Below are 23,977 nucleotides of genomic sequence, written 5' to 3' on the forward strand. Positions count from 1 at the left end.
GTCTCCAATATTCTCAAACACAAACCGCCACAGTGCCGGGTAGGCTCTGCGGCGTTGGCGCCGGTGCTCGGTCTATGTGCTTTGCTACCGGCTTTGGTATTACTCTACTCCGAATCTACAACTTAGGCAGTCGCTTTGCTCGGATCTTGCAGCACGCCGCGTTTGATCTGATCCAGTTCGATCGATTCAAACAGCGCGCGGAAGTTGCCTTCGCCGAAACCTTGGTCGCCTTTGCGCTGGATGATCTCGAAGAAGATTGGGCCAATCACGTTCTGGGTGAAGATTTGCAGCAGCAGTTCACGCTCGTTCTCGTTGCTGTGGCCATCGATCAGGATGCGCAGGCGGCGCAGGTCTTCCAGGCGCTCGCCGTGGTTAGGCAGGCGGCGGTTCACCAGCTCGTAGTAGGTCTCGATGGTGTCCTGGAAGTTGATCTCGGCCTTCTTCATGGCTTCAATCGACGAGTAGATATCGTCGGTGCCCAGCGCGATGTGCTGGATGCCTTCGCCGTGGTACTCGTCCAGATATTCTGCGATCTGCGATTTATCGTCCGACGACTCATTGATCGGAATGCGTACCTTGCCGCATGGGGAAGTCATGGCTTTCGACTTCAGGCCGGTCAGCTTGCCCTCGATGTCGAAGTAGCGCACTTCGCGGAAGTTGAACATCTTCTCGTAGAAGTCTGCCCATTCCTTCATGCGGCCACGGTGCACGTTGTTGGTCAGGTGGTCGATGTAGGTCAGGCCGTGGCCAACCGGGTTGGCTTCCGCGCCCGGAATAGCGACGAAGTCCACGTCGTAGATGCTGATGTCGCCGATCGCGCCTTGCGCGCCGCCGTTCTTGCCGCGCCAGCGGTCAACCAGATAAATCAGCGAATCGCCCACGCCTTTAATCGCAGGGATGTTCAGCTCCATCGGGCCGGTCTTGTTATCGAAGCCCCAGGCGCCCTTCTCCAGCGCCGATTTGTAGGCGAACGCCGAATCCTGCACGCGGATGCCGATCGCGCACACGGACGGGCCGTGGTGACGGGCGAAACGCTGGGCGAAGGAGTCCTTCTCGGCATTGATGATGAAGTTAATGTCGCCTTGACGGTACAGGGTCACGTCCTTGTGGCGATGGCGGGCGATGGCGGTAAAGCCCATGCTCTCGAACAGCGCGCCGAGGGCTTTGGGATCAGGTGCGGCGTACTCGACGAACTCAAAACCGTCGGTGCCCATTGGGTTATCCCATGGCTGGAATTTCATGCAGGTCTCCTTATCGAATAGCGCACAGTATAGACCCGCCTTGGCAGCATTAAATTGCAAACCATTCCCACGCTCAGCCATTTTGAGCAATAATATTGCCTTAGTTCCGAATTTCCGAGGTATTTATGACCAAAATCGCGCTAGATAAAACCGACCGTAAAATTTTGTCCATTTTGCAGTCGGATGGGCGGCTGTCGAATCAGGACGTGGCCGAGCTGGTCGCGCTGTCGCCGTCGCCGTGCCTGCGCCGCATCAAGCGGCTGGAAGAAGCGGGCGTGATCCGCCAGTACGTGGCGCTGCTGGACCCAGACAAGATCGGCCTGGGCCTGCTGGCCTATGTGAACGTGCGGCTGGAAAAGCACAGCGAAGCGGCGGCGCACAGCAACGCGCGCGCGCTTGGTGCGGCCAACGCGCCGCCATCGCCACGCCAGGATTTCGCCGAAGCGGTGGCGCAGTGGCCGGAAGTAGTGGCCTGCTACGCCATGACCGGCGAGATGGACTACCTGCTGCGCGTGCACGTGGAAGATATGGATCACTTCTCGCGCTTCATGATGGCAACCCTGCTGCGCCATCCGGCGGTGTTGGACGTGAAGTCCTCGTTCGCTCTCCAGCGCGTCAAGGACACCACGGCCCTGCCGCTGGTTTAAGAAGAGATATGCCGCGCCAGGTGCTGCACGAACGGCGCCGGCGCGAGGAAGCCGATCACGCGGCTGTTAGGGATTTCTTTGCCGCCGTTGAACAGGATAATGCCCGGTGGCCCGAATAGGCCGAAGCGTTTCATCAGTTCTTTGTCATCGGCGTTGTTGGCAGTGACGTCGACTTGCAGCAGCCGCACTTGTTTCAGCTTGCCCGCTACTTCTGTCTTGGAGAAGGTGAAGCGTTCCATCTCTTTGCAAGAGACACACCAGTCGGCGTAGAAGTCCAGCATCACAGGGGTGGTGCTGGAAGCGAGGATGTGGTCCAGTTCTGCAGCGGTCTTGATGCGGTTGAAACGCACTTCCCCCGCCGGCTGTTCAACATGCGCGACGCTCAGGTGGCCCAACGGTTGCAGCACGTCGCGGCCTGCACTCGCAGCCCCTGCCAATTCAAACAGGCCGCCAATCAGGAAAACGATACCTAGCGTTTTGCCTACATAGGCACGCAGTTGAGCGCCGGATTGCAGCGGTTCAAATACGTGCAGGAATACCGCACACAACAACGCGAACACGCCCCACAGCAGCATGTTGACGGTGACCGGGAACACCGGCGACACCATCCAGATGGCGACTGCAATCAGCAGCAAGCCGAAGACTTTTTTCACGCCGTTCATCCATGCGCCGGCACGCGGCAGCAGGCTACCTGCCGAGACGCCGGTCAGCAGCAGCGGCACGCTCATGCCGGCCGCCATCGAGAACAAGGCCCAGCCGCCAGTCCACACATTGCGCGTTTGACTGATGTAGAGCAGTGCACCGGCCAGCGGACCTGCGACACACGGGCCGACGATCAGTGCCGACAAAGCGCCCATCACGAATACGCCGGCGAATTTGCCGCCACTCATGCCGCTGCTTTTTTCACTGAGGCGGGATTGCAGGCCGCTAGGAAGTTGTAGCTGATAGACGTCGAACATGGAGAGCGCCAGCACCACCAGCAACGCACCAAATGTCAGCAGCACCCAGGGCTTTTGCAGCGCGCCGGCGAGGCCTTCGCCAGCCAAACCCGCCGCTACGCCCAGCGAGGTATAGACCAGCGCCATGCTGAGCGAGTACGCAGCCGCCAATGCGAAGCCGCGTCCACGCGACACGCTGCCTTCGCCGACGATGATCGAGGACAGAATAGGCACCATCGGCAGCACGCACGGCGTGAACGACAGCAGCAGGCCGAAAGCGAGGAAGGCCAGCCCGATACGCCACGCGCTGCCGCTTTGCAGCGTGCGCTGGGCCAGCGAGCTGTCGTCTTCCGGCGCCGCGGCAGCCGGCGCGGTGAGCGCAGCTGGCGTTGCGGCCGCCGCGTCAGCGAGTGCAGGCGCGGCCGCCGCATCGTCGATAGCAGCAAGCCTACCCGGTGCGGCTGGATCGACACGATATCGTTGCGTCGCCGGCGAGTAGCACAGGCCAGCATCCGCACAGCCCTGATAGCCCACTGTCAGCGTAAACAGCACACTGCCCTTCACCGGCAGATCAACCACCAGCTTATCCTGATACGTCTCCATCTCCTTGTTGAAATTCTCATCGAACTTGCGCAGCCCTGCCGGCAGCGCAGGCGCCTCCACACTGCCATCGAAACTCAAACGATCCCGATACAAGTGATAGCCCGGCGCGATCACCCACGTCAGCCGCAGCGTGCGCGCATCGCGCAACTCGCCCTGTAACTGGAACGCCTGCTGCGGCTCCAGAAAGTCTCCAGCCCTCGCCCACGCGCAGCACAACATCACCAAAGCCAACAAGGCCCGCATCCATTTTTGCATGTTCATGTCAGATCCCTATACAACATCTTCCCTTCATCATCGACAGCCAGATAAGCCATCCCCGACGCATCCAGAAAATCCAATCCATCCCGCTGCTTCAACATCGCGATCGTCGAACAACTTCCCGCTGCCGCAGCCACCGGCGCAAGCACGCTCACCGAACGCCAATACCGCACCGGCATGCCATCGCGCGGATCGAGAATGTGGCAATAGCGCTGTCCATCCAATTCAAAGTACCGCTCGTAATCGCCACTGGTCGCCAGCGCGCCCTCGCTGATCGGAATCGTCGCCAGCACACCATCCGCCTCACGCGGATGCTGAATCCCGATAGTCCACGGCTGCCCATCCTCATGCGGCCCGATGAAACGCATATCGCCGCCGAGATTCACGTAGCCATGCCGCACACCCGCATCAGCCAGCAACGCCGCTGCGCGATCCGCCGCGTACTCCTTGCCAAAACCGCCGAAATCAATCTCCATTCCGGCCAGCGGCAAATACACACCGTTCTCACCGTGCTCTACACGATGCCAGCCGACCAGCTCCAGCAAGGGCTCCAGCTGCGCCGCCGATGGCACGCGCGGCTGGCGAAAATCCCAGGCCCGCCGCAGCACGCCGGACGTAATGTCGAACAAACCGCTGCTTGCACCGAACAGCACATCGGCATAGACCAGCAAATCACTGGTCTCACGATCACACGCCACCGCTTTGCGGCCAGCCGCCCCGTTGATGCGCGAAACGATGCTGTCCGACTGGTAGCGCGAATACTTGCGCTCAATCCGTCGCACCTCATTCACCGCCATCTGCACCAGTTGCTGCGCGCGCGCTCCGTCCGATGTGGACAGCCGAACCTCGCAGCGGCCGCCCATCGCGTTAAACGAAGTACGCGCTTCTACCATGATCGATTGACGGAGATTTGCAGCGTCTGCGCGCGCAACGCATCGAGTCCCGGACTACCCGCATGGAACAAACGCCAACTACCGCGCTGCTGATACGCCGACACCTTGGCGTCCACAGACCACAGCTTGTCAATCTGCTTGCTAACCTTCAGCGCCGCCGTCACCGCGCCAAATCCCGACAAACGCTGATCGGCCGACGTATAGCCGCTGCCGTTGTACCCTGGCGGGAATGGCGCGCCTAACCTGCTGTCGTAAACCGGATCGTAGTAAAAGCTGGCCGCGCTCTGCGTGTACAAGCGCAGCTCCGGCGTCACCGTCCAACCGTCCGCCAACGGCTGCACATACTCGCCGCCCAGCGTGTGCCCACGCACGCCGAAGCTGTCGCGGTAATAGCGGTAGGACAGCCGGCTGGTGCCGCCAGTCGATGCAATGTGATGATTCCAGCGCGCCAGCAGCGTGCTTTCGGAACGGTCACGCGGACGATTATCAAATGCCTTGTACGGATCGGAGAAATAGCCGCTGCCGCTGTCGTGGCTCAACGTCAGCTGCGCCACGTCGTTCACCGTCAGCACCTGCGTTACGCCGAGCAGGAAGTTAGTCGTGCGCTTACGCTCATTGCTGACGATGTGATTGACCGGATCGATACGGTCGTCGGAATGGCCGATACCGGCGCTCCACGTAGTGTTGCGGTCTTCGCTCTCATAACTGCCTTGCAGCGACAGTGCGCGCGACACGTAATCATGCTCAGTCGAGTAAGCGGCACCCAACGTCACGCTGCCGCGCTCCAGATAGCGCGTAACGGAAGCATCGCCAGCCTTGCGGTCATCGCTCATGCGCGACGCGCCCGACACCGCCGTGTGATAGCGCGGCGAAGCTCCCGACACATCATCCGCCACCACCGAGCCGCTGATGCTCCACACACCAGCCACCGGCGCCATCACAGAAACCGACGGCGCATGTACGCGGATGCGATCCAATCCCGATTGGCTATCACGGTAATCGAGATAGCCCACGCTGATAACGCCATTGGTCGGCGGTGCTTCGGCGTGCGCCTGCACGCCCGGCAGCATCAGCGCCGCCGCAAGGATCGATGCGGCCTTGCCGCTGTCTTGGTTGATTGTCATAGAATCGCTTTCAATTGCAGCCGCAGCCACCGCCGCCGACGCCCGCACCGCCGGAAGACGCCTCGCGGCTGGTGTAGATATGGTCGTCGTAACGGTTAAAGGCATGACCGTCCTTGAAGGTCATCTCGCTGCGCGCCAGCGTGCCCTTCTCCCATGGCTGCACATTACCGAGAGAAGCGCAGCCGCCCAGCGCTGCCGCCAGTATCAATGCTAAGCAGATCTTCATTTGACGGCTCCCAGCGCAGCCTGGATTTTGCTTTCCAATTCGGCGCGGTCAGCTTCGCGGAAACCGGAATGCTCCAACAACACCTTGCCGTCCGGGCCAATCAGCACGCTGCTCGGCATGCCCTTGATGCCGTAGCTGCGCGGCGTAGCGCCTTGCGGATCGAAACCGATAGTGAAGCGGGCCGGCGTCGCCGCAAGGAACTGGCGCGCGTCCGCGCTGTTGGCGTCCACATTCACGCCGACGATCTGCAAACCGCGCGCGCCATACTTGGCCTGCATCTCATTCATCCAGGGGAAGGACTGGCGGCATGGGCCGCACCACGAGGCCCAGAAGTCCACGTACACCAGCTTCCCCTGCAACTTGGCCAGCTTCACCGCGCCGTCCAATCCCTGCAACTCAAACTGCGGCGCGGGCGCGCCCTTCTCAAGCGCTTGTGCCGACGCGGCACACAACGCCAATACCATGACGAGCCATTTCATTTTTCACCTCCACGATTACGACGACGCCAGCCGATGACGATCAACGACAGCACCAGCAAGGCAGCCAGGGTTGGATCAGTCACGTCCTGCGAAGCAGAGCAACCGCCGCCACCACGATTGGACGGTGCGACTTCCGGCGCAGCCGCAGCGCCTTGTCCACTCAGCGCGATGCTCCAGCTGCTGCTGCCCGACTGGATCGTCGCATTACCGTTGCTGACGCCAGCGCTGGCCGGCGTGTAACGCACCACCAGGTCGCACGAGGCGCCTGCTTGCAGCGTGAATGGGAAGGCAGCACAGCCGGTGCTGTCGCTCACCGCTGCGAACGGGCCGCTGAAGGTGGCGCTCGACAACGCCAACGCGGAGGAACCCGTGTTGGTCAGTGTGAAGCGTCGGGTTGGCGCAGTGCCGCCGATGGTCACCGTGCCGTAATCGAAGCTCTGCGGATTGATGCCGAGCGACGGCGTGCCGACGGCTACCGCCACGCCGTTGCCGTTCAAGGTGAGGTGGAACTGTGCGCCGCCATCCGTCACCAGCAGCAGGTCTGCGCTGCGCGCGCCAGCCGCCACCGGCTTGAAGGCAGTGGTGATGGTGCAGCTTGCGCCGGAGCTGAGCGAAGCATTGGCCACGCAATTGCCGCCCACCACGAAGTCGCCCGGCTGGTTGCCGCCCAAAGTCAGCGTGGAGATTTTCAAGGCAGCATTGCCGCTATTGCTCAAGGTTGTGGTGTGCGCGGTGGCGCTGCTGCCGACTTGCGTATCGGCGAATACAATTGGGCCAGTCTCAGACAACGCTGGTTTGGCCGTCGCTTGCGAAGTGCCGGTACCAGTCACGCCGACTTGCAGCGCCGGTGCATTCGATGCGACAGCTAGCGTAGCGCTCACCGCGCCTTCCGCCGTTGGTGCGAAACGCAAGGTCGCTACGCAGTTTGTGCCTACCGCCAGCGTCGTGCCGCAGGTATTGGCGCTCAGCGTCACGGCGCTGGAGCCGGTTACACCGATGCTGCTGAAAGTGATCGCCACGTTGCCGGTGTTGACCAGCGTGACGGATTGCGTCACCGCTGCCGCGCCCACGGTTTGCGCGCCGAATGCTACTGCGGATGGCGTGGCAGTCAACGCCGGTGCGGGCGCTGCGGCAGTACCGCCCAAACTCACCGCCACCGACGCACCGTTGGATGCGTTAGACGCCAAGGTCAGGCTGGCGGCAACCGCACCGGCGCTGGCCGGCGTAGCTTGCACGGTGACCGTACAATTGGCGCCCGCCGCCACTGGCGTACCGACTGCGCAGCTGCCGCCACGCGTAATGATGGCAGCACTCGCACCGCCTATCGTAATGCCGCTGAAGTTCAGCGCCGCCTGTCCACTATTGCTGACAGTGATGGTCGATACTGCCGACGGCGTGCCAATCAACAGCGTACCGAAATCCACGCTGGTCGCAGACAAAGCGATGGTCGCTTGCGGCGTGGCGTTGCCGGTGCCGTTGAGCGCTACCGCGCTGCTGCCGCCCGTCGCGTTGTGCGTGATGGTCAGCGTAGCCGCGCGCGCGCCGGCGGCAGTCGGTGTGAAGCTGGCCTGCACGGTGCAGCTAGCGCCAGCCGCAATCGATGCGCCGTTAGCACAGCTGCCGCCCGAGCGCGCAAAGTCGGCTGCCGCCGCACCGCCGATGGAGATGGTGCCGATATTCAGCGCAGCGTTGCCGGTGTTGGTCAGCGTGGCTGCCAGCGGTGCGCTGGTGACGCCGATATTCGCGCCGTTAAAGGTCAGCGTGGCTGGCGCCAGCGATGCTGCCGGCGCTGCCGTCACGTTAGGATTGCCGATGAAAGCAGCCAGGTCGGCCAACTCCGCCGCCGAGAATTTGCCGTTGAATAAGCTGCCCATGCCGCCGCGATTGGCGGCAAATGCACTGGAGATGACCGACGGCTGATTGGCCGCCGCAAGAATGCCGTTGACGTTATTGGCCGGCGTAGGGCCATGGCAGGAAGCGCAACTTGCGCCGCCGCTCACCGGCCCGTTCAGGTACAGGCTCTTGCCGTTCAAGGCATCCGCCGCGTGCGCCGTCGGCCACGCAAAGCCCAGCCACAGAACGGCTGCCGCCGCCCGCGCTATCAATCGATTCATGCCACTCTCCTGTTGAAGTTATAGACCGCAGACAGAGATGGCAAAGGCATTCATGGCGCTGTGCACGCAAGCGCACCAGCGCCAGCTACGCGTGCGTTGATAAAGCAGTGCCAACGCCAGTCCGGGCACGGTGACCGCCAGCGCGTGCGGCAAACCGGAGCGCAAATGCAGCAGGCCGAAGGCCAGCGCAGACACCGGCATCGGCCACGCCGTATCCGGTGCGGCGCGCCGCATCAGCCACTCCTGCAAACCGGCGCGCACCACCAGCTCCTCCAGCACGGGAGAGAGCACCAGCAATAGCAGGAGCTGCGACAACTGCGGAATCAATGTAGAACCTTTGCGTGCACATCTCGTCTGGCCCGTGTATTCCGGCCAATATGGCAAAGGTTCTAAGGAGCGTTAAATTATTTTCGGCCGATCAAACGGCCCAGCCATTTAGCGGCGATGCGCTTGTTGGCCTTGAAGGTGTAGTCGAGCACTGCGAACTGTTCGTCCAGTGCTTCTTGCAGCACGCTGCCCGGATTGGCCGGTGGCAGTTTGAGGTAGGCGTCGGCCTCGCCGTAATCGCGATGGATTTCCATGCCTGCTTTTTTCGCGATGTGCATCATGGTCTTGTTGGACGACAGGCAGTGCATATACAGTGTGTCGACATCGTTGTTGCGGCAGTGGATGGCGGCGCGTTCGAACAAGCGCGAACCGATGCCGCGGCCACGCGCCGAGCGGCTGACCGACACGCCGAATTCCGCCACGCGCTCTTTCTCGGTGGCACTGTTCTTTTCATCGCGCGGCGCAAAGGCCAGATGGCCAACTGCCACGAGTCTGAACAAGCGGTTGTACACGCCGAACACCACATCGCGCGAGAAGTCGATGCGGTTGACGTAGTTGATTACTTGCTCGTCCGGCAGCACGGAGCCGAAGCGCAACAGGCGATCACTCTCTTCCAGTTCGATGAAGTGTTTGAGCATGCGGCGGCGGTCACGTTCGCGCAGCTCCTTCACCAGAACGAAGGAAGTCATTCCGCGTCCTCTTCTTCCTTCAGCACTTGCTTCACTGCGCGCACGCGCGCGGCGTGCACGCGCTCAGGAATGCGCTGCGGATTGTCGACGCACGATGCGGCGATCTCGCCGGCGTTGACGCCGCGCGCTGCGGCCAGTGCGTTTTCGAGATGCGCCAATTGCGGGAACGGTGCATCGGCATAGCTGGCGCCCGGGCCGATGCGGCCGCGCGAATCGCACTCGGTCGCCAGCAGCATTTGCGTAAAGCGCGCCGGCTTGCGGAAAGCGTCGCAGCGTTCGAACAGGGTAACGATGGTATTGGCGCGCAGTTGCAAAGCGCGGCCAACGTTGCCATGCTCGCGCGCCGTCATCACCGCCAGATCGCGGCACTCGGTCGGCACCTTGAGACGCTTGCTCACTTGCTCCACCAGCTTGACGCCGAGGCCTTCGTGGCCGTGATGCGCAGGCCAGTTGTCAGGCGGCGTAGCGGCCTTGCCCAGATCGTGCATCAGGCAGGCGAAGCGCGTCGGCAGATCGCGATCCAATCGCGCCGCGCAGTCGATCACTTGCAGCACGTGGATGCCGGTGTCGATTTCGGGATGCCATTTCTCCGGCTGCGGCACGCCCCACAAGGCGTCCAGCTCCGGCAAGATGCGCGCCAGTGCGCCGCAGTCGCGCAGCACTTCCAGCATGCGTGATGGCTTCTGCTCCATCAGCCCGCGCGACAATTCCTGCCACACGCGTTCCGGCACCAGCGCATCGACCTCGCCCTGATCCACCATCTGCTGCATTAGCGCGTTGGTTTCAGGCGCGACTCGGAAATCGGCAAAGCGCGCGGCAAAGCGCGCTACGCGCAGGATGCGTACCGGGTCTTCTGCAAACGCTTCCGAGACGTGGCGGAACACCCGCTGTTCGATGTCGCGCTGGCCGCCGTATGGGTCGGTCAGCGTACCGTCATCGGCGCGCGCAATCGCGTTGATGGTCAGGTCGCGGCGGATCAGATCATCTTCCAGCGTAACGTCCGGCGAGGTGTGGAACACGAAGCCTTTATAACCGGGCGCGGTTTTGCGCTCGGTGCGGGCCAGCGCGTATTCTTCCTGCGTTTTCGGATGCAGGAACACCGGAAAGTCTTTGCCGACCGGGCGGAAGCCCTTGGCGATCATCTCGTCCGGCGTGGCGCCGACCACCACGTGGTCGTGATCCTTGACCGGCAATCCAAGCAGCGCATCGCGTACCGCGCCGCCAACTACGTAAGTTTGCATGATTTAATCCGGCATTTCCGCGTCGTGCTTGGGCGCCATCTCGGTTTCGGCCATCGCCTCGTCGATCCAGCGCGCTACCGCAGGGTGGGCCAGCACGCGCTGGCAGTACGCATCGAGCGCCGGCGCCAGCGACACGCCGTAGGTGCGGAAGCGGCACACCACCGGCGCGTAGTAAGCGTCGGCTATCGAGAATTCGCCGAACAGGAATTGGTGATGGCCAAATCGCGACAGGCACTCTTCCCAGATTTCGCTGATGCGGCCAATGTCGGCCTGCGTGCCCGGCGTGCGGCCTTTGCCCGGGTAGTTACCGCGAATGTTCATTGACATCGCGTTGCGCAAGTCGCTGAAGCCGGCGTGCATCTCGGCGCACACCGAACGCGCCATCGCGCGCGCCGCCACGTCCTGCGGCCACAAATGCAGTTCGGGGAACTGCTCGGCCAAATATTCGCAAATCGCCAGGCTGTCCCAGATGGTCATCTCATCGCCCGCCAGCAGCACCGGCACGCGGCCGGAAGCCGAGTAGCTGCAAATGCGGTTGGCGGTGTCGTCGCGATCGAGCAGCACGCGCACTTCCTGGAACGGGATGCCGAAAGCGACCATCGCCACCCACGGCCGCATCGACCACGACGAGTAGTTCTTGTTGCCGATGACGAGGGTCAGGCCGGGCGAGCGCGCGGCAGCCAGGGTTTGCGACAAGCTTGGATCAAGTTGGGTAGTCTGCATGATGGTACGTGTCCTGTATGGAGAGATCAGCGCGGAACGAAGCTGGTTTCCTGTTCCTCGGCTTCGGTATAGCCTTTCGGCGCCACGTTGCCCAAGCGCGCCTTCAGCGATTGCGGGCGCCCTTCAAACAGCGCCGCGTAGTAGGTGGCGTTCGACATCACGTTCTTGACGTAGGTGCGGGTCTCGACGTACGGAATCGATTCAATGAATACGGTGCTGTCCATCGGCCTGGTCAGCGTGGAACGCCACGTGCGCAAGCGTCCCGGCCCGGCGTTGTAGGCGGCGGTAGCCAGTACCTGGGAGCCGTCCATATTCCCCAGCACCATATTCAGGTAGTTGGTGCCCAGCAGGATGTTGGTGCGCACATCACTCAACATGTCTTGCGCAAAATCGGCCAGGCCGATTTTCTTGGCGATCCAGCGGCCGGTCGACGGCATCACCTGCATCAGGCCCGAAGCGCCGGCGTGCGACTGCGCGTCCATGATGAAGCGCGACTCTTGGCGTATCAAGCCGTACACCCATGCCTTATCAAGGCCCAGCGTTTGCGTGGTCGGGTGCATGATGTCGTTGTGCGGCGACGGGAAGCGCTGCGTGTAGTCGACCTGGATGCGCGTGCGCTCCGAGGTGTTGACCATGCGGTCGAGGATATTGTTCTGGCGCGCGTATTCGGCGGCGGCCAGGTGTTCGCGCTCGTTCAAGCCGCGCAAGCCCCAGTTCCATTCGCGCGTGCCCTCAAAGCGCAGGCGCATGCTGAAGAACTTCAGCGCGCGCTGGAAGTTCGGGTTCGCCGCAATCGGCGCGATTTCCGCCTGCGAGATCGGCGCACCTGCAGCTGGAATGGTAATCAGCTTGCCGGTTTCTTCCAGCGCCAGTTGGCCGTAGTAATTCGACTGATCGGCAATGCTGCGGAACAGTTGCGCCGCTTCGCCAGTCGGATGGCTGGCGACGCCGTCGCGCGCCATCAGCGCGCGTCCCAGCCAATACACCCATGTCGGCTCGTTGCGCAGCGCGGCCGGCATGGCGCGGATATTGTTCTCGACCTGGCGCCAATCGCCGTTGCGCAGCGCGATGCGGGTTTTCCACTGTGCCTGGTCAATGGACAAAGGCGCGCCGTTGGAGCGCTTCCAGTAGTCGGTGGTCTCAGGCGCCAGCGTGTACGACGATGCCAGCGCAATCGCCGCCCATGCTTGCTGCTGCTCGTGCGCCGTCATTTTCGGCGTAGCCTTGTTCAGCGCCAGCACTGCCAGCTTGATGCTGGTTTTGGCGAGGCGGCCGATGGCGACGATGTAGATTTGATGTTCGACCTTGCTCGGGCCCATGCCCTTGGCCACTGCCACCGTTGGCAAATCAACCGCTTGCACGGCTTTCTTTTCCGGGCCGTCCAGCAGCGCGACGATGCGGCGCGCCTGGCCGGTGGCGTTGTACTCGCCGGACAGGCGCAGTTGCGCGTACAAGTCTTCGGTGTTGAATTGGCCGCCTTGATACAAGGTCGCGATCAGGTTCGCACACGGCTCGCCGTAGACATTCGGCGCGGTCAGCAAGGCGCGTGCTTCATCGGCGACCTTCTGGCCTTTCAATGCGCGCGATGTCAGCGCGTAGCATTTGACCTGGGTGTCGTCATTGAGCACGAACAGCGGCAGCTGCTCGTCGAAGGTGGCCCAATCGCGCTTGCGGCCCAGATCCAGCAGCCAGTCGTTGCGCAGGCGGTCGACAATGGCCTGGCCTTCGTAGCGCTTGAAGAAATCGCGGATTTCGGACGGCGGGACATCCTTCAGGTGGGATTTCAGCCGATAATAATCGACGTAAGAAGGAATGGAGTAGTTACTCAGCCGCGCGGCGTAGAAGTCGGCCTTGGATGCGTCGTCTTGGCGTACAGCGTCCCGCAGCAGCAGGAAGGAATCGTCTTCCCTGCGGCTATCAGCGTCGTCGGCGTGGGCAAACGAGGATAAGGCTACGACGAGGGCGCCGGCAATCCATTTCGAAGCAGAAATCAATGTGCAACTCTCTTAAGACTTGAATCAATTATGACCAGCATTCCTAGAATACCACGCAGCGATGCCGAATCACCAGTCCAGAAGGCGGATTTAAGGAAGCAGCTGCTGGCCGCGCGGCGCACCATCGATAGCGCCACGCGCGCGCAGTGGGATCGCGCCATCGGCGAACAGGTGATCGCCTGGTGGCAGGCCGCGCAACCTGCCGCGCTGGGGGTGTATTGGCCGCTGCGCGACGAGCCGGATCTGCATGCCGCCTACGTAGAGCTGGAGCGCCTTGGCGCGCGCTTGCTGCTGCCAGTGGTGGTGCAAAAAGATGCGGCGCTGGAGTTTGCCGATTGGCGCATCGGCGAGGCGATGGTGAAGGATAAGATGGGCGTCGCCGTGCCGGCCGATCTGCGCTTGCAGGCCGCTTATCCGCCGGCGCTGCTGGTGCCTTGCCTCGGCTTCAATCCGCAGGGATATCGCTTGGGATATGGCGGCGGCTTTTATGACCGCACGCTGGCGCGGGAACCCCGCCCGCGCACGGTGGGTATCGCATACGACTGCCTTGAAGTGCAGTTTCCCGGAGACGCACACGATGTGGCGCTGGACTGCATACTTACCGAGTCCCGCGGCCTCCAACCCGCACTGCGGCCAGCAGGGGTCTGACCCCGTACGGGGTCAGACCCCACGTCTCCGGTTTGCGGGGTGGCTGCGCGAGTTGGCGCTACATCAGGGGGTAAGGCTTGGGGGTTAGACTAACCGTTGCCACAGCGCGGTGGTGGCCGCAGCCTGGTTCATGCTGTAGAAATGCAGGCCCGGTGCGCCGCCCTTGAGCAGGCGCTCGCACAAGCCGCTCACCACATCGAGGCCAAAGGCCTTGATCGATGCGCTGTCGTCGCCAAAGCTGGCCAGCTTGAGTCGTACCCAGCGCGGAATCTCGGCGCCGCACATATCCGAGAAGCGCATCAGCTGCGTGTAGTTCGTGATCGGCATGATGCCGGCCACGATAGGCACGTTGATGCCCAGCTTCTGCGTTTGCTCGACGAACTGGAAGTAGGCGTCGGCGTTGTAGAAGTACTGGGTGATGGCGGCATTGGCGCCGGCCTTCACCTTGCGTTCAAACGCCAGCAGGTCGTCTTGCGGCGACTTCGCTTGCGGGTGCACTTCCGGGTAGGCCGCCACTTCGATGTGGAACCAGTCGCCGGTTTCCTGGCGGATGAATTCCACCAGCTCATTCGCATAACGGAATTCGCCGGCCGCGCCATAGCCGCTCGGCAGGTCGCCGCGCAGCGCCACGATGCGCTTGATGTTGTGCGACTTGAACTCGGTGAGGATCTCGCGGATCGACTCGCGGGTGCCGCCCACGCAGGACAGGTGCGGCGCGGCGTCTTCGCCGGCGTTGAGGATTTCGACCACGGTGTCCAGCGTACCGCGCTGCGTGCTGCCGCCGGCGCCGAAGGTCACCGAAAAATATTTAGGTTTGAGTTCGGACAGCTTGGCGCGCGTGGCGCGCAGCTTCTCCGCACCCTCCGCCGTTTTTGGCGGGAAGAATTCGATACTGAAGTTAGGATTGTCCATCTGGGTTCTTCAAAAGTAAGGTCGACAAAGCCCAGGAAATCACGCTATACAACACGGCGCCGCCGACGGCCGACAGGAAGCTGTCGACGTGGAAGCCGTCCACCCATTGCGCCACCAGCCAAAACATGAAGCCGTTGACGATGAAGATGAACAGGCCCAGTGACACCAAGGTCACGGGTAAAGTCAGCAACAGCAGCACGGGACGTATCAGCGTATTCACCAAGCCTAGTACAAGAGCCGCGACGAGGGCTGCGCCTATGCTTGTGACATCGACGGAATGCATGAGGTAAGGCACTGCCAGCAAGGCAACTGCATTGATTAACCAGGTAAGGACCAAACGCATAAGAAGTTCTCGCTGCAAAAAAACAGGGCCAATGATCAGCATCGGCCCCGTTTTTAGTGGTGATTAATAACGGTAGTGATCTGGCTTGTACGGGCCTTCTTGCGTCACGCCGATGTAGGCCGCTTGCTCTTCGGTCAGCACGGTCAGTTGCGCGTTCAGTTTTTTCAGCTGCAGGCGCGCGACTTTTTCGTCCAGGTGCTTAGGCAGCACGTACACGCCGACCGGGTACTTGGCGGTGTTGGCGAACAGTTCGATCTGCGCGATGGTCTGGTTGGCGAACGACGACGACATCACGTACGAAGGGTGGCCAGTGCCGCAGCCCAGGTTCACCAGGCGGCCTTCGGCCAGCAGGATGATGCGCTTACCCGATGGGAAGATCACGTGGTCAACTTGTGGCTTGATGTTCTCCCAGGTGTACTTCTTCAGCGCGGCGACGTCGATCTCGTTGTCGAAGTGGCCGATGTTGCAGACGATGGCTTGATCCTTCATCTTCAGCATGTGCTCTTCGGTCAGGATGTGGTAGTTGCCGGTGCAGGTGACGAAGATGTCGCCGTGTTCCGCGGCGTAGTCCATGGTCACCACGCGGTAGCCTTCCATCGCAGCTTGCAGGGCGCAGATCGGATCGATCTCGGTCACCCACACTTGTGCCGACAGGGCGCGCATCGCCTGGGCCGAGCCCTTGCCGACGTCACCGTAGCCGGCGATGACGGCGATCTTACCGGCGATCATCACGTCGGTCGCGCGCTTGATGCCGTCGACCAGCGATTCGCGGCAGCCGTACAGGTTGTCGAACTTCGACTTGGTGACGGAGTCGTTGACGTTAATTGCCGGGAAGGCCAGCTTGCCTTCCTTGTGCATCTGGTACAGGCGGTGCACGCCGGTGGTGGTTTCCTCGGTCACGCCGAGGATGTGCGGCAGGCGCTTGGAGTACCACGACGGGTCTTTGGCCAAGTGGGCCTTGATGGCGTTGAACAGGCAGATTTCTTCTTCCGAGCCAGGTGCGGCCAGGACCGAGATATCTTTTTCAGCGCGCGCGCCGAGGTGCAGCAGCAGGGTTGCGTCGCCGCCGTCGTCCAGGATCATGTTGGAGTAGACCGGGTTGCCGGCTGCGTCGTTCGGCCATTCGAAGATGCGGTGGGTGTAGTCCCAGTATTCGTCCAGGGTTTCGCCTTTGATCGCGAACACTGGGGTGCCGTTGGCGGCGATAGCGGCTGCGGCGTGGTCTTGGGTCGAGTAGATATTGCACGACGCCCAGCGCACGTCGGCCCCCAGCGCTTCCAGCGTCTGGATCAGCACAGCGGTCTGGATGGTCATGTGCAGCGAACCGGTGATGCGGGCGCCTTTCAGCGGCTGGGCGGCGGCGAATTCTTCGCGGATCGCCATCAGGCCCGGCATTTCGGTTTCAGCAATCTTGATTTCTTTGTTACCCCAAGGCGCCAGCGAGATGTCGGCGACCAGGTAGTCTTGAGCGGATTTGAGTACGGCGTTCATCACGCCCTCCTTTCATGAGTTGAAAAAAGTAACGTGAGCGCGGTTGGGGATCTCCGAGCCTGGCGAATCAAGTTCGTCGCAGCGCTCCTCGGAGCGAGGATTTTAACAAAAAAAAACGCCCCGCAGGGCGTTTTTTACTGAACAGGCAGGCTTACTTCAGGCCGGCGGCGGCGCGCAGGATGGCGGCTTTGTCGGTGCGTTCCCAGGTGAATTCTGGTTCTTCGCGGCCGAAGTGGCCATACGCTGCGGTCTTGGCGTAGATAGGACGCAGCAGATCCAGCATCTGCACGATGCCTTTCGGACGCAGGTCGAAGTGCTCCATCACCAGCTGGGCGATTTTCTCGTCGGAGATCACGCCGGTGCCTTCGGTGTACACGGTGATGTTGATCGGACGCGCCACGCCGATCGCGTACGATACCTGCACCTGGCACTGGCGCGCCAGGCCGGCTGCCACCACGTTCTTGGCCACGTAGCGCGCTGCGTACGCTGCCGAGCGGTCGACCTTGGATGGATCCTTGCCCGAGAACGCGCCGCCGCCGTGCGGCGAGGCGCCGCCGTAGGTGTCAACGATGATCTTGCGGCCGGTCAGGCCGCAGTCGCCCTGCGGGCCGCCGATGACGAAACGGCCGGTCGGGTTGACCAGGTACTTGGTGTCCTGCAGCCACTCTTTCGGCAGCACCGGCTTGATGATTTCCTCGATCACCGCTTCTTCGATCTGCTTGTGCTGCATTTCCGGCGCGTGCTGGGTCGACAGCACCACGGTGTCTACCGCTACCGGGCGGCCGTTCACGTAGCGCAGGGTCACTTGCGACTTCGCATCTGGACGCAGCCATGGCAGGCGGCCGTCCTTGCGCAGCTGCGACTGGCGCTCGACCAGACGGTGCGAGTAGTGAATCGCGGCCGGCATCAGCTCGGCGGTTTCATCGCAAGCGTAGCCGAACATCAGGCCCTGGTCGCCCGCGCCCTGATCCAGGTCGATACCGGCGCCTTCGTCCACGCCCTGGGCGATGTCCGGCGATTGCTTGTCGTAAGCCACCAGCACCGCGCAGCCGCGGTAGTCGATACCGTAGTCGGTATTGTCGTAACCGATGCGCTTGATGGTTTCACGCGCGACTTGAATATAATCGACGTTGGCGTGGGTGGTGATTTCACCGGCCAGCACGACCAGACCGGTGTTGCACAGCGTTTCAGCGGCAACACGGGCTTTCGGGTCCTGGGCCAGAATCGCGTCGAGGATGGCGTCGGAAATTTGGTCAGCTACCTTGTCTGGGTGACCTTCCGAGACGGATTCCGAGGTGAAAAGATAATCATTAGACATCGCAAGCTCCTGATATGGTGTAAAAATTTTGTCGCATACCAACACGGCTTGCGACGCTTTAGCGATATTTATATCCCGCATCGCAAGTTGTCATTAACTCAGCGGTACTACGAACTACTCCTACTTAACGTGGTATTTTACGCTTTTTTAAAAAAACTTGCTCCTAACACAGGCTGAACACACCCCATGCTGGTACCGATTTTCCGTTTTTTGTCGATTTTCCCCCTGCCCGTACTGCACGCGGCCGGCGCCGCGCTGGGCTGGCTGGTGTACTGGGCCTCGCCATCTTACCGCCGCCGCATGCGCGACAATATGCGCCAGGCCGGCATGGCGCAGCACTTGCACGCCGCCGTCGCCGAGGCCGGTAAAAGCATCATCGAGCTGCCTTTCATCTGGTGCGCCGACCCGGCGCGCGTGTCGCGCCACGCCACCCTGGAAAACTGGGAACTGGTGCAAACCGAGCTCGACGCCGGCAAGGGCATTGTGTTCATGACGCCACACCTGGGCTGCTTTGAAATCGTGGCGCAGGAAATCGCGCTGCGCACCGAGCTGATGGTGATGTACCGCCCGCCTAAAAAAGCAGCACTGAAACCGCTGATCGAGGGCGCGCGCGCGCGCAAGAACCTGCTGCTGGCGCCGGCCAATATGTCGGGCGTGCGCATGCTGGCCAAGTTCCTCAAGAAGGGCCAGCCGGTTGGCGTGCTGCCCGACCAGGTGCCGCAGGAAGGCGAAGGCGTGTGGGCCACCTTCTTCGGCCGCGACGCCTACACCATGACGCTGCCGGCCAAATTGGCCCAGCTCGGCGATGCCACCATCATCATCACCTACGCCGAACGCCTCCCGGGCGGACGCGGCTATGTGGTACGCTTCGTGCCCTTTGACGGGACGCTGGACGGCGATAGCGCCGCCCAGGCGCAGGCCATCAACCACGCCATGGAGCGCCTGATCGTCCGCAGCCCGTCGCAATATTACTGGAGCTATAACCGCTACAAGGTGCCGAACGGCATTCAGGCGCCGTCGGCGGCCAAGGCGAAGGATCAAGCATGAAATTGATGTTGGGAATAATGTGGCTGCTGCACTGGCTGCCGCTACCGCTGCTGGGCCGCTTTGGCGACGCCATCGGCAGCTTGCTGTTCATGGTGCTGCGCTCGCGCCGCCATATCGCGCTGACCAATCTGCGCCTGTGCATGCCGGAGCTGACCGAGGCGCAGCGCGTCGATATCGCGCACCGCCACTTCCAGGCCTACTCGCGCAGCGTGTGGGAACGCGCGGTGCTGTGGTGGGCGCCGGAGTCGCGCCTGAAGCGCCTGATCACCATCGACCCGGACGGCGTGATCCCGGTGGCCGAGATGACCGAAAAGCCGACCATCCTGCTGTGCCCGCACTTCGTCTGCCTCGACGTGGCCGGCGCCTCGATCGCCATGGAAGCCAGCGCTTCCTCGATGTACGTGACGCAGAAGAACGCCGCCTTCGACAAGGTGCTGCGCGCCGGCCGTGCGCGCTTCAAGCCGGTGAAACTGTTCACGCGCCAGGACGGCATCAAGCCCATCCTGCGCGCGCTGCGCGACAAGCTGCCCTACTTCATGCTGCCGGACATGGATTTCGGCGAGAAGGACGCCGAGTTCGTGCCCTTCTTCGGCATCGATGCGGCCACCCTGACCGCCACCGCCCGCATCGCCGCCACCACCGGCGCGCAAGTGATGCCGGTGATTGCCACCTTCCTGCCGAATTACCAGGGATGGCGTGTGAAATTCTACCCAGTGTGGGACAATTATCCCGGTGAGGATATTGTGGCCGCCACCCGCCGCATGAACCAGTTCATCGAGGAACGCGTGCGCGAAGCCCCGGCCGAATATTTCTGGACCCACAAACGCTTCAAGACGCGCCCGAATGGCGAGCCTTCGCTGTACAGCAAACACTAAACCGCCCATGAAACTGAAATTCACCAAAATGCACGGCGCCGGCAATGACTTCGTGGTCATCGACGGCGTCAACCAGCACATCGATTTCACGCCTGCGCAGTGGAAGCTGCTGGGCGACCGCCGTTTCGGCGTAGGCGCCGACCAGATCCTGCTGGTGGAAAAGCCAACCGAGGCCGGCTGCGATTTCCGCTACCGCATCTTCAACGCCGACGGCGGCGAGGTCGAACAATGCGGCAACGGCTCGCGCGCCTTCGTCAAGTTCGTGTCGGAAAAAGGCTTGACCGACAAGCGCAGCATCAGCGTGCAGACCAAGGCCGGCGTGATTGCGCCGCGCCTGGAAGCCAACGGCAGCATCACGGTCGACATGGGCGCGCCGATCCTGGAACCGGGCCGGGTGCCGTTTGAAACCGAAGGCTTGCACGGCGAGCAGCAAGGCAGCGACACGCTGTGGCCGCTGGTGCTGGAACTGGGCGGCGCGCGCGAAAGCGTGCTGATTTCGGTGGTGTCGATGGGCAATCCGCACGCGGTGCAGATTGTCGACGATGTCGAGACCGCGCCGGTAGAGCTGACCGGCCCGCTGATCGAACATCACCCGCGCTTCCCCAAGCGCGTCAACGCCGGCTTCATGCAAATTCTTAACCGCCAGCACGTGAAATTGCGCGTGTTCGAGCGCGGCGTCGGCGAAACGCTGGCCTGCGGCACCGGCGCCTGCGCGGCGGCCGTGGCCGGCATTCGCCGCGGCCTGCTGGACAGCCCGGTGCGCATCGACGCGCGCGGCGGCCAGCTGTCGATTGCATGGGATGGCGAAGGCACGCCGGTATGGCTGACCGGGCCTGCCGTGACCGTGTTTGAAGGCGAGATCGAAATCTAAGCCGCCAGCAAATCGTCCGGCAGCCAGGTTTTGAGCCGGTACAGGCGCTGGCGGTAGTTGCCTTCCAGCCCGTCCGGGCCGCTGTCGATCGATTCAAACAGGCGCACGATGCGGTCGAGCGCCTGCCGTTCGCGCGCCGTGCGCAGCAGCACCAGCCGGCGCTTGCTGCGGCCGTAGCTGGCGCGGATATCGACCACCAGGCAATGGCCCTGGTCGGCCGCTTTCACATCGAGCAGCAATGCTTCCGCCCGGCTCAGGCCGAACAGCGCGGCCAGCTCCAGCCGCGCCGCCAGCAAGGGCTGGCTTTCCAATAATTCCCGCGTCAGGCAGGTGACGATATCGGTCATCCAGTCGGCCTCCTTGGGCGAGGCGACGATGCGCGCCAACGCCGTTTCCGCCTCCTTGCAGCCCTGCGCTGCGGCTTTTTGCAGCCAGTACGCGGCGCGTATGTCGCTGTGCTCGTCGGTGCGGCGGTTGCGCCACGCGTACATGCCGCACTCCAGCTGAGCGCCGCTGTGGCCCATTTCCGCCGCGCGTTCGAGATAGCTTTGCGCCTCGGCCACGCAGCGCTGCGAGAACTCCGGTTTCAAATAAATCCGCGACAGCGCAAACCACGCTTCCGCCAAGCCCTGTTCGCCGGCCAAGGTCAGCCAGCGGATCGCGCGCTTGAAGTTGACGGCGGCAATGCCGTGGCTCTGGCGCTTGCCGTCGCCATCCATGCGCGCAAACCACAGGCCCAGCGCCAGCTGGGCATTGCGGTCGCCGCCGTAGGCCGCCAGCTCGCGGCACTGCTGCAATTCAGCGTCGGGCTCGGCCGCGGCCAGCAGTTCGGCGCAGCGCGCCAGCAGCAGCACTTGCGGCGGCCCCGGTAGCCAATCGCCGTTGCGGGCGGCCTCGGCGTCGGCGGGGGCGCCGGCGAGCAGGCGGCGCAGCAAAGGCCGCGCCTGCGCCAAAAACGCGGTGTGGTCTTGCTGCCACAGTTGTTCCAGCCGCGCCTCGTCTTCCGATGAAATAACGTTGTCGGCGCGCCACGCTTGCTGCGCCGGGCGGCGCGCGGCCAGCGGACGCGCACTGCGCTGCACCGGCGGCGGTGCGCTCAGCGGCAGGCCGCCGGCGCGGTTGGCCAACAGCCATTGCGCCTCCGGCAAGCCGGCGCGCGCGGCGGCCTCCAGTGCTTGCTGCGCCTTCGGCCGCAGGGCGGTGCTCTCCGGCGAAGCTGGGCCTTGCAGCACCAGTTGCGCCAGCACCAGTCCGGCCTGGGCGATGCCGGCATCGTAGGCGCGCTGGTACCAGCGCAGCGCGTCGGGCAGGCTGTGTTGGGCAATTTCAAATGGAATGTGGCTGCCGATCAGCTGCCACGCCTCGTCTTGCTCTTGCTGGGCGGCGCGGCTGAGCCAATGCAGGGCGGTCGGTACGTTGAGCGGCAACCCAGCGCCGCCGAACAAGTACAACTTGCCCAGTGCCAGTTGGCAGCCTGCGTCTCCCGCGCGGGCGCCCCGGATGATCCCTAACTCTTCTCGATTAGCCATCGTCTCTGTGTTATTTTTTGGACCCTTATGCCCCCAGTGTAGCGTGCGATCTGCGCCACACACTAAACAATTAGCGCGCCGGCTTGATCTGGCACAAGCGCTGCCCCCCTGTTCCGCCTGTACGCTAGAGCTGTTTTGATGCCCGTATGAAAGCAATTCACGCAAAAAACGCGCGAAATGACGGGGCTGACAAGCGTTTCAAAAATACAACAAGAAGCCCGGGTTCTGCGGCTTTCGACCAAAACAAGCCGTCACAATCGACCATTCCGGCACAAACCGGGCAGCGACCAATTAAGGTTCTAGCAACCGGCGGTCACGCAGCGGTGGGGATGAGAATTACACTTATAAAGGAATAACAAATGAAGAAATCTTTGTTGGCTCTGGCACTCATGGGCGTATTCTCCGTCGCCCACGCGCAATCGTCCGTGACCATTTATGGTACGCTGGACGCGGGTGTTTCACGGCGCACGGATACCGACCTGACCGCGGTCGGCAAACGCGACAACAACAAACTGGGCTTCCGCGGCGTGGAAGATCTGGGCAGCGGCTTGAAAGCCCTGTTCCAACTGGAAATCCGCTACGAGCCGGACACCGGCGTGATTGAAAGCACCGTGCGTCCGCTGTTCCAGGGCCAGAGCCGGGTCGGCCTGCAAGGCGACTTCGGTACTGTCCGCCTCGGTCGCGGCCTGACGGCCTTCCAGGAAACCAGCACCGCCTACGAACCATGGTCGGGCATGCCTGCGGTGGCCGGCTACCAGACCGACCTGCAAGTGGCCGGCTACACCTCCGACCCGCTGAGCGTGGCCGGCAACTCGCTGAACCGCTTCTCCAACGCGGTGTTCTACAACAGCCCGGTGATCGGCGGCATCTTCCAGCTGAACGTGACGGTGGCCACCAAGGAAGCCAACGGCAACCCGGTCATCATCGGCCGCGGCACGGCTGCCGCACCGCAATTCCCGGCCAACACCATGGCCAAGACCAACCCTTACTCGGTCAGTGCCACCGTGACCCAGGGCCCGTTCTCGGCCTATGGCGCCTACGAGCGCAACGCCGTGGAAACCAAGCTGTGGTCGGTCGGCGCCTCGTTCAAAGCCACCAAGGACTTGAAACTGATGGGCTCCTACCAGCGCCAGGACCAGGACAACAGCGTGCCGATCAACCCGATCACCAAGGCCTGGCTGGTGGGCGCCAACTACAACGTCGGCGCCGGCCTGATCCGTGCCGGTATCGGCCGCAAGACCCCGGACAACGTGCTGAACTCGGCGGCCATCGCCAAGACCAAGCAATTCTCGCTCGGCTACGACTACAACCTGTCGCCGCGCACCTACCTGTATGTGGACGGCACCCGCAAGAAAATCACGCCGGCCACCACCTTCAATTTCTACTCTGTCGGTATCCACCACAACTTCTAAACGGCGCAGTCGGCAAGAACTGCCAGCGTGAGTT

Annotated in this window: 24 protein-coding genes and 1 riboswitch; of the genes, 7 read left to right on the forward strand and 17 right to left on the reverse strand. The window is 62.5% G+C overall.

Features of this window, described 5'->3' with window-relative positions; genetic code table 11:
* Positions 1–122 precede the first annotated feature (122 nt).
* Entirely contained in the window at positions 123–1,241 is a 1,119-nt protein-coding gene (hppD, locus tag GTP45_RS20360) for a 4-hydroxyphenylpyruvate dioxygenase (protein WP_161015693.1), read from the reverse strand.
* Between the two features lie 125 nt (positions 1,242–1,366).
* Here hppD and GTP45_RS20365 point away from each other — a divergent pair, with 125 nt between their 5' ends.
* A complete protein-coding gene (locus tag GTP45_RS20365) occupies positions 1,367–1,888 on the forward strand; it encodes an Lrp/AsnC family transcriptional regulator (protein WP_161015694.1) in 522 nt (173 codons plus the stop codon).
* On the opposite strand, the gene dsbD is transcribed toward GTP45_RS20365, so the two are convergent.
* From dsbD to GTP45_RS20420, 11 genes are all read right to left on the reverse strand, one after another.
* Entirely contained in the window at positions 1,885–3,690 is a 1,806-nt protein-coding gene (gene dsbD / locus GTP45_RS20370; protein ID WP_166454688.1) for a protein-disulfide reductase DsbD, read from the reverse strand. The two genes, GTP45_RS20365 and dsbD, sit on opposite strands and share 4 nt — an antisense overlap.
* On the reverse strand, positions 3,687–4,580 hold the full coding sequence (locus tag GTP45_RS20375) for an FAD:protein FMN transferase (protein WP_161015695.1): 894 nt from the start codon (positions 4,578–4,580) through the stop codon (positions 3,687–3,689). Before GTP45_RS20375 ends, dsbD begins: the two co-directional genes overlap by 4 nt.
* Positions 4,574–5,704: a DUF3570 domain-containing protein gene (locus GTP45_RS20380; RefSeq protein ID WP_161015696.1), complete on the reverse strand. Its 1,131-nt coding sequence runs from the start codon at positions 5,702–5,704 to the stop codon at positions 4,574–4,576. Before GTP45_RS20380 ends, GTP45_RS20375 begins: the two co-directional genes overlap by 7 nt.
* Before the next feature lie 10 nt (positions 5,705–5,714).
* The gene (locus tag GTP45_RS20385; protein ID WP_161015697.1) at positions 5,715–5,930 is read right to left on the reverse strand and encodes a DUF4266 domain-containing protein; all 216 of its coding nucleotides are present in this window, start codon (positions 5,928–5,930) and stop codon (positions 5,715–5,717) included.
* Positions 5,927–6,409, reverse strand: coding sequence for a TlpA family protein disulfide reductase (locus tag GTP45_RS20390; RefSeq protein WP_161015698.1), 483 nt, complete (start codon positions 6,407–6,409; stop codon positions 5,927–5,929). Before GTP45_RS20390 ends, GTP45_RS20385 begins: the two co-directional genes overlap by 4 nt.
* Positions 6,406–8,523 (reverse strand): choice-of-anchor D domain-containing protein, encoded by a 2,118-nt coding sequence (locus GTP45_RS20395; protein ID WP_161015699.1) that lies wholly within the window; start codon positions 8,521–8,523, stop codon positions 6,406–6,408. Before GTP45_RS20395 ends, GTP45_RS20390 begins: the two co-directional genes overlap by 4 nt.
* Before the next feature lie 18 nt (positions 8,524–8,541).
* Positions 8,542–8,838: a JDVT-CTERM system glutamic-type intramembrane protease MrtJ gene (mrtJ, locus tag GTP45_RS20400; protein ID WP_229258564.1), complete on the reverse strand. Its 297-nt coding sequence runs from the start codon at positions 8,836–8,838 to the stop codon at positions 8,542–8,544.
* Positions 8,839–8,927: 89 nt separating this feature from the next.
* Positions 8,928–9,539 carry a GNAT family N-acetyltransferase gene (locus GTP45_RS20405; RefSeq protein WP_161015701.1) on the reverse strand — a complete coding sequence of 204 codons (612 nt, stop codon included), beginning with the start codon at positions 9,537–9,539 and terminating at the stop codon, positions 8,928–8,930.
* Positions 9,536–10,780 carry a multifunctional CCA addition/repair protein gene (locus tag GTP45_RS20410; protein WP_161015702.1) on the reverse strand — a complete coding sequence of 415 codons (1,245 nt, stop codon included), beginning with the start codon at positions 10,778–10,780 and terminating at the stop codon, positions 9,536–9,538. The genes GTP45_RS20405 and GTP45_RS20410 overlap by 4 nt, the downstream gene beginning before the upstream one ends.
* Before the next feature lie 3 nt (positions 10,781–10,783).
* Complete coding sequence (locus GTP45_RS20415) at positions 10,784–11,503, reverse strand: glutathione S-transferase family protein (RefSeq protein WP_161015703.1); 720 nt, start codon at positions 11,501–11,503, stop codon at positions 10,784–10,786.
* A gap of 26 nt (positions 11,504–11,529) precedes the next feature.
* Positions 11,530–13,497, reverse strand: a complete 1,968-nt coding sequence (locus tag GTP45_RS20420) for a lytic transglycosylase domain-containing protein (RefSeq protein ID WP_161015704.1) — start codon at positions 13,495–13,497, stop codon at positions 11,530–11,532.
* Positions 13,498–13,527: 30 nt separating this feature from the next.
* Here GTP45_RS20420 and GTP45_RS20425 point away from each other — a divergent pair, with 30 nt between their 5' ends.
* Entirely contained in the window at positions 13,528–14,145 is a 618-nt protein-coding gene (locus GTP45_RS20425) for a 5-formyltetrahydrofolate cyclo-ligase (protein WP_161015705.1), read from the forward strand.
* An 84-nt stretch (positions 14,146–14,229) separates the two neighbouring features.
* Here GTP45_RS20425 and metF read toward each other — a convergent pair whose 3' ends face one another.
* The 4 genes from metF to metK all read right to left on the reverse strand — a co-directional run bounded on the left by metF (position 14,230) and on the right by metK (position 18,209).
* Positions 14,230–15,057 (reverse strand): methylenetetrahydrofolate reductase [NAD(P)H], encoded by an 828-nt coding sequence (gene metF / locus GTP45_RS20430; protein WP_161015706.1) that lies wholly within the window; start codon positions 15,055–15,057, stop codon positions 14,230–14,232.
* Entirely contained in the window at positions 15,044–15,400 is a 357-nt protein-coding gene (locus GTP45_RS20435) for a phage holin family protein (RefSeq protein ID WP_161016156.1), read from the reverse strand. The genes metF and GTP45_RS20435 overlap by 14 nt, the downstream gene beginning before the upstream one ends.
* A gap of 63 nt (positions 15,401–15,463) precedes the next feature.
* Entirely contained in the window at positions 15,464–16,891 is a 1,428-nt protein-coding gene (gene ahcY, locus GTP45_RS20440) for an adenosylhomocysteinase (protein ID WP_161015707.1), read from the reverse strand.
* A gap of 28 nt (positions 16,892–16,919) precedes the next feature.
* Positions 16,920–16,987, reverse strand: a riboswitch (S-adenosyl-L-homocysteine riboswitch).
* A gap of 55 nt (positions 16,988–17,042) precedes the next feature.
* Positions 17,043–18,209 carry a methionine adenosyltransferase gene (gene metK, locus GTP45_RS20445; protein WP_161015708.1) on the reverse strand — a complete coding sequence of 389 codons (1,167 nt, stop codon included), beginning with the start codon at positions 18,207–18,209 and terminating at the stop codon, positions 17,043–17,045.
* A 186-nt stretch (positions 18,210–18,395) separates the two neighbouring features.
* Between metK and GTP45_RS20450 the strand changes: the two genes are divergently transcribed.
* From GTP45_RS20450 to dapF, 3 genes are read left to right on the forward strand one after another with little or no spacing between them, the layout of a single operon-like run.
* A complete protein-coding gene (locus GTP45_RS20450; protein WP_161015709.1) occupies positions 18,396–19,256 on the forward strand; it encodes a lysophospholipid acyltransferase family protein in 861 nt (286 codons plus the stop codon).
* Complete coding sequence (locus tag GTP45_RS20455) at positions 19,253–20,131, forward strand: LpxL/LpxP family acyltransferase (RefSeq protein ID WP_161015710.1); 879 nt, start codon at positions 19,253–19,255, stop codon at positions 20,129–20,131. Before GTP45_RS20450 ends, GTP45_RS20455 begins: the two co-directional genes overlap by 4 nt.
* 7 nt (positions 20,132–20,138) lie before the next feature.
* Positions 20,139–21,002, forward strand: coding sequence for a diaminopimelate epimerase (gene dapF / locus GTP45_RS20460; RefSeq protein ID WP_161015711.1), 864 nt, complete (start codon positions 20,139–20,141; stop codon positions 21,000–21,002).
* On the opposite strand, the gene GTP45_RS20465 is transcribed toward dapF, so the two are convergent.
* Positions 20,999–22,531: a tetratricopeptide repeat protein gene (locus GTP45_RS20465; protein ID WP_161015712.1), complete on the reverse strand. Its 1,533-nt coding sequence runs from the start codon at positions 22,529–22,531 to the stop codon at positions 20,999–21,001. The genes dapF and GTP45_RS20465 overlap by 4 nt on opposite strands.
* Positions 22,532–22,677: 146 nt before the next feature.
* Here GTP45_RS20465 and GTP45_RS20470 point away from each other — a divergent pair, with 146 nt between their 5' ends.
* Together GTP45_RS20470 and GTP45_RS20475 are read left to right on the forward strand one after the other, a co-directional pair.
* Positions 22,678–22,887, forward strand: coding sequence for a hypothetical protein (locus GTP45_RS20470; protein WP_161015713.1), 210 nt, complete (start codon positions 22,678–22,680; stop codon positions 22,885–22,887).
* Between the two features lie 3 nt (positions 22,888–22,890).
* A complete protein-coding gene (locus tag GTP45_RS20475) occupies positions 22,891–23,943 on the forward strand; it encodes a porin (protein WP_161015714.1) in 1,053 nt (350 codons plus the stop codon).
* Positions 23,944–23,977 lie beyond the last annotated feature (34 nt).

It is taken from the genome of Duganella rivi (genome assembly GCF_009857435.1).
Taxonomy (GTDB): domain Bacteria; phylum Pseudomonadota; class Gammaproteobacteria; order Burkholderiales; family Burkholderiaceae_D; genus Rugamonas; species Rugamonas rivi.

Excerpts from the sequence above, each read along its gene's own strand:
- GTP45_RS20455 (WP_161015710.1), top strand. The coding sequence starts at position 19,253 with ATGAAATTGATGTTGGGAATAATGTGGCTGCTGCACTGGCTGCCGCTA.
- GTP45_RS20365 (WP_161015694.1), top strand. The coding sequence starts at position 1,367 with ATGACCAAAATCGCGCTAGATAAAACCGACCGTAAAATTTTGTCCATT.
- GTP45_RS20385 (WP_161015697.1), bottom strand. The coding sequence starts at position 5,930 with ATGAAGATCTGCTTAGCATTGATACTGGCGGCAGCGCTGGGCGGCTGC.
- GTP45_RS20405 (WP_161015701.1), bottom strand. The coding sequence starts at position 9,539 with ATGACTTCCTTCGTTCTGGTGAAGGAGCTGCGCGAACGTGACCGCCGC.
- GTP45_RS20450 (WP_161015709.1), top strand. The coding sequence starts at position 18,396 with ATGCTGGTACCGATTTTCCGTTTTTTGTCGATTTTCCCCCTGCCCGTA.
- GTP45_RS20425 (WP_161015705.1), top strand. The coding sequence starts at position 13,528 with ATGACCAGCATTCCTAGAATACCACGCAGCGATGCCGAATCACCAGTC.
- GTP45_RS20375 (WP_161015695.1), bottom strand. The coding sequence starts at position 4,580 with ATGGTAGAAGCGCGTACTTCGTTTAACGCGATGGGCGGCCGCTGCGAG.
- GTP45_RS20435 (WP_161016156.1), bottom strand. The coding sequence starts at position 15,400 with ATGCGTTTGGTCCTTACCTGGTTAATCAATGCAGTTGCCTTGCTGGCA.
- metF (WP_161015706.1), bottom strand. The coding sequence starts at position 15,057 with ATGGACAATCCTAACTTCAGTATCGAATTCTTCCCGCCAAAAACGGCG.
- GTP45_RS20470 (WP_161015713.1), top strand. The coding sequence starts at position 22,678 with ATGAAAGCAATTCACGCAAAAAACGCGCGAAATGACGGGGCTGACAAG.
- GTP45_RS20475 (WP_161015714.1), top strand. The coding sequence starts at position 22,891 with ATGAAGAAATCTTTGTTGGCTCTGGCACTCATGGGCGTATTCTCCGTC.
- GTP45_RS20390 (WP_161015698.1), bottom strand. The coding sequence starts at position 6,409 with ATGAAATGGCTCGTCATGGTATTGGCGTTGTGTGCCGCGTCGGCACAA.
- GTP45_RS20395 (WP_161015699.1), bottom strand. The coding sequence starts at position 8,523 with ATGAATCGATTGATAGCGCGGGCGGCGGCAGCCGTTCTGTGGCTGGGC.
- GTP45_RS20415 (WP_161015703.1), bottom strand. The coding sequence starts at position 11,503 with ATGCAGACTACCCAACTTGATCCAAGCTTGTCGCAAACCCTGGCTGCC.
- hppD (WP_161015693.1), bottom strand. The coding sequence starts at position 1,241 with ATGAAATTCCAGCCATGGGATAACCCAATGGGCACCGACGGTTTTGAG.
- dapF (WP_161015711.1), top strand. The coding sequence starts at position 20,139 with ATGAAACTGAAATTCACCAAAATGCACGGCGCCGGCAATGACTTCGTG.
- GTP45_RS20410 (WP_161015702.1), bottom strand. The coding sequence starts at position 10,780 with ATGCAAACTTACGTAGTTGGCGGCGCGGTACGCGATGCGCTGCTTGGA.
- dsbD (WP_166454688.1), bottom strand. The coding sequence starts at position 3,690 with ATGAACATGCAAAAATGGATGCGGGCCTTGTTGGCTTTGGTGATGTTG.
- GTP45_RS20380 (WP_161015696.1), bottom strand. The coding sequence starts at position 5,704 with ATGACAATCAACCAAGACAGCGGCAAGGCCGCATCGATCCTTGCGGCG.
- GTP45_RS20465 (WP_161015712.1), bottom strand. The coding sequence starts at position 22,531 with ATGGCTAATCGAGAAGAGTTAGGGATCATCCGGGGCGCCCGCGCGGGA.
- metK (WP_161015708.1), bottom strand. The coding sequence starts at position 18,209 with ATGTCTAATGATTATCTTTTCACCTCGGAATCCGTCTCGGAAGGTCAC.
- ahcY (WP_161015707.1), bottom strand. The coding sequence starts at position 16,891 with ATGAACGCCGTACTCAAATCCGCTCAAGACTACCTGGTCGCCGACATC.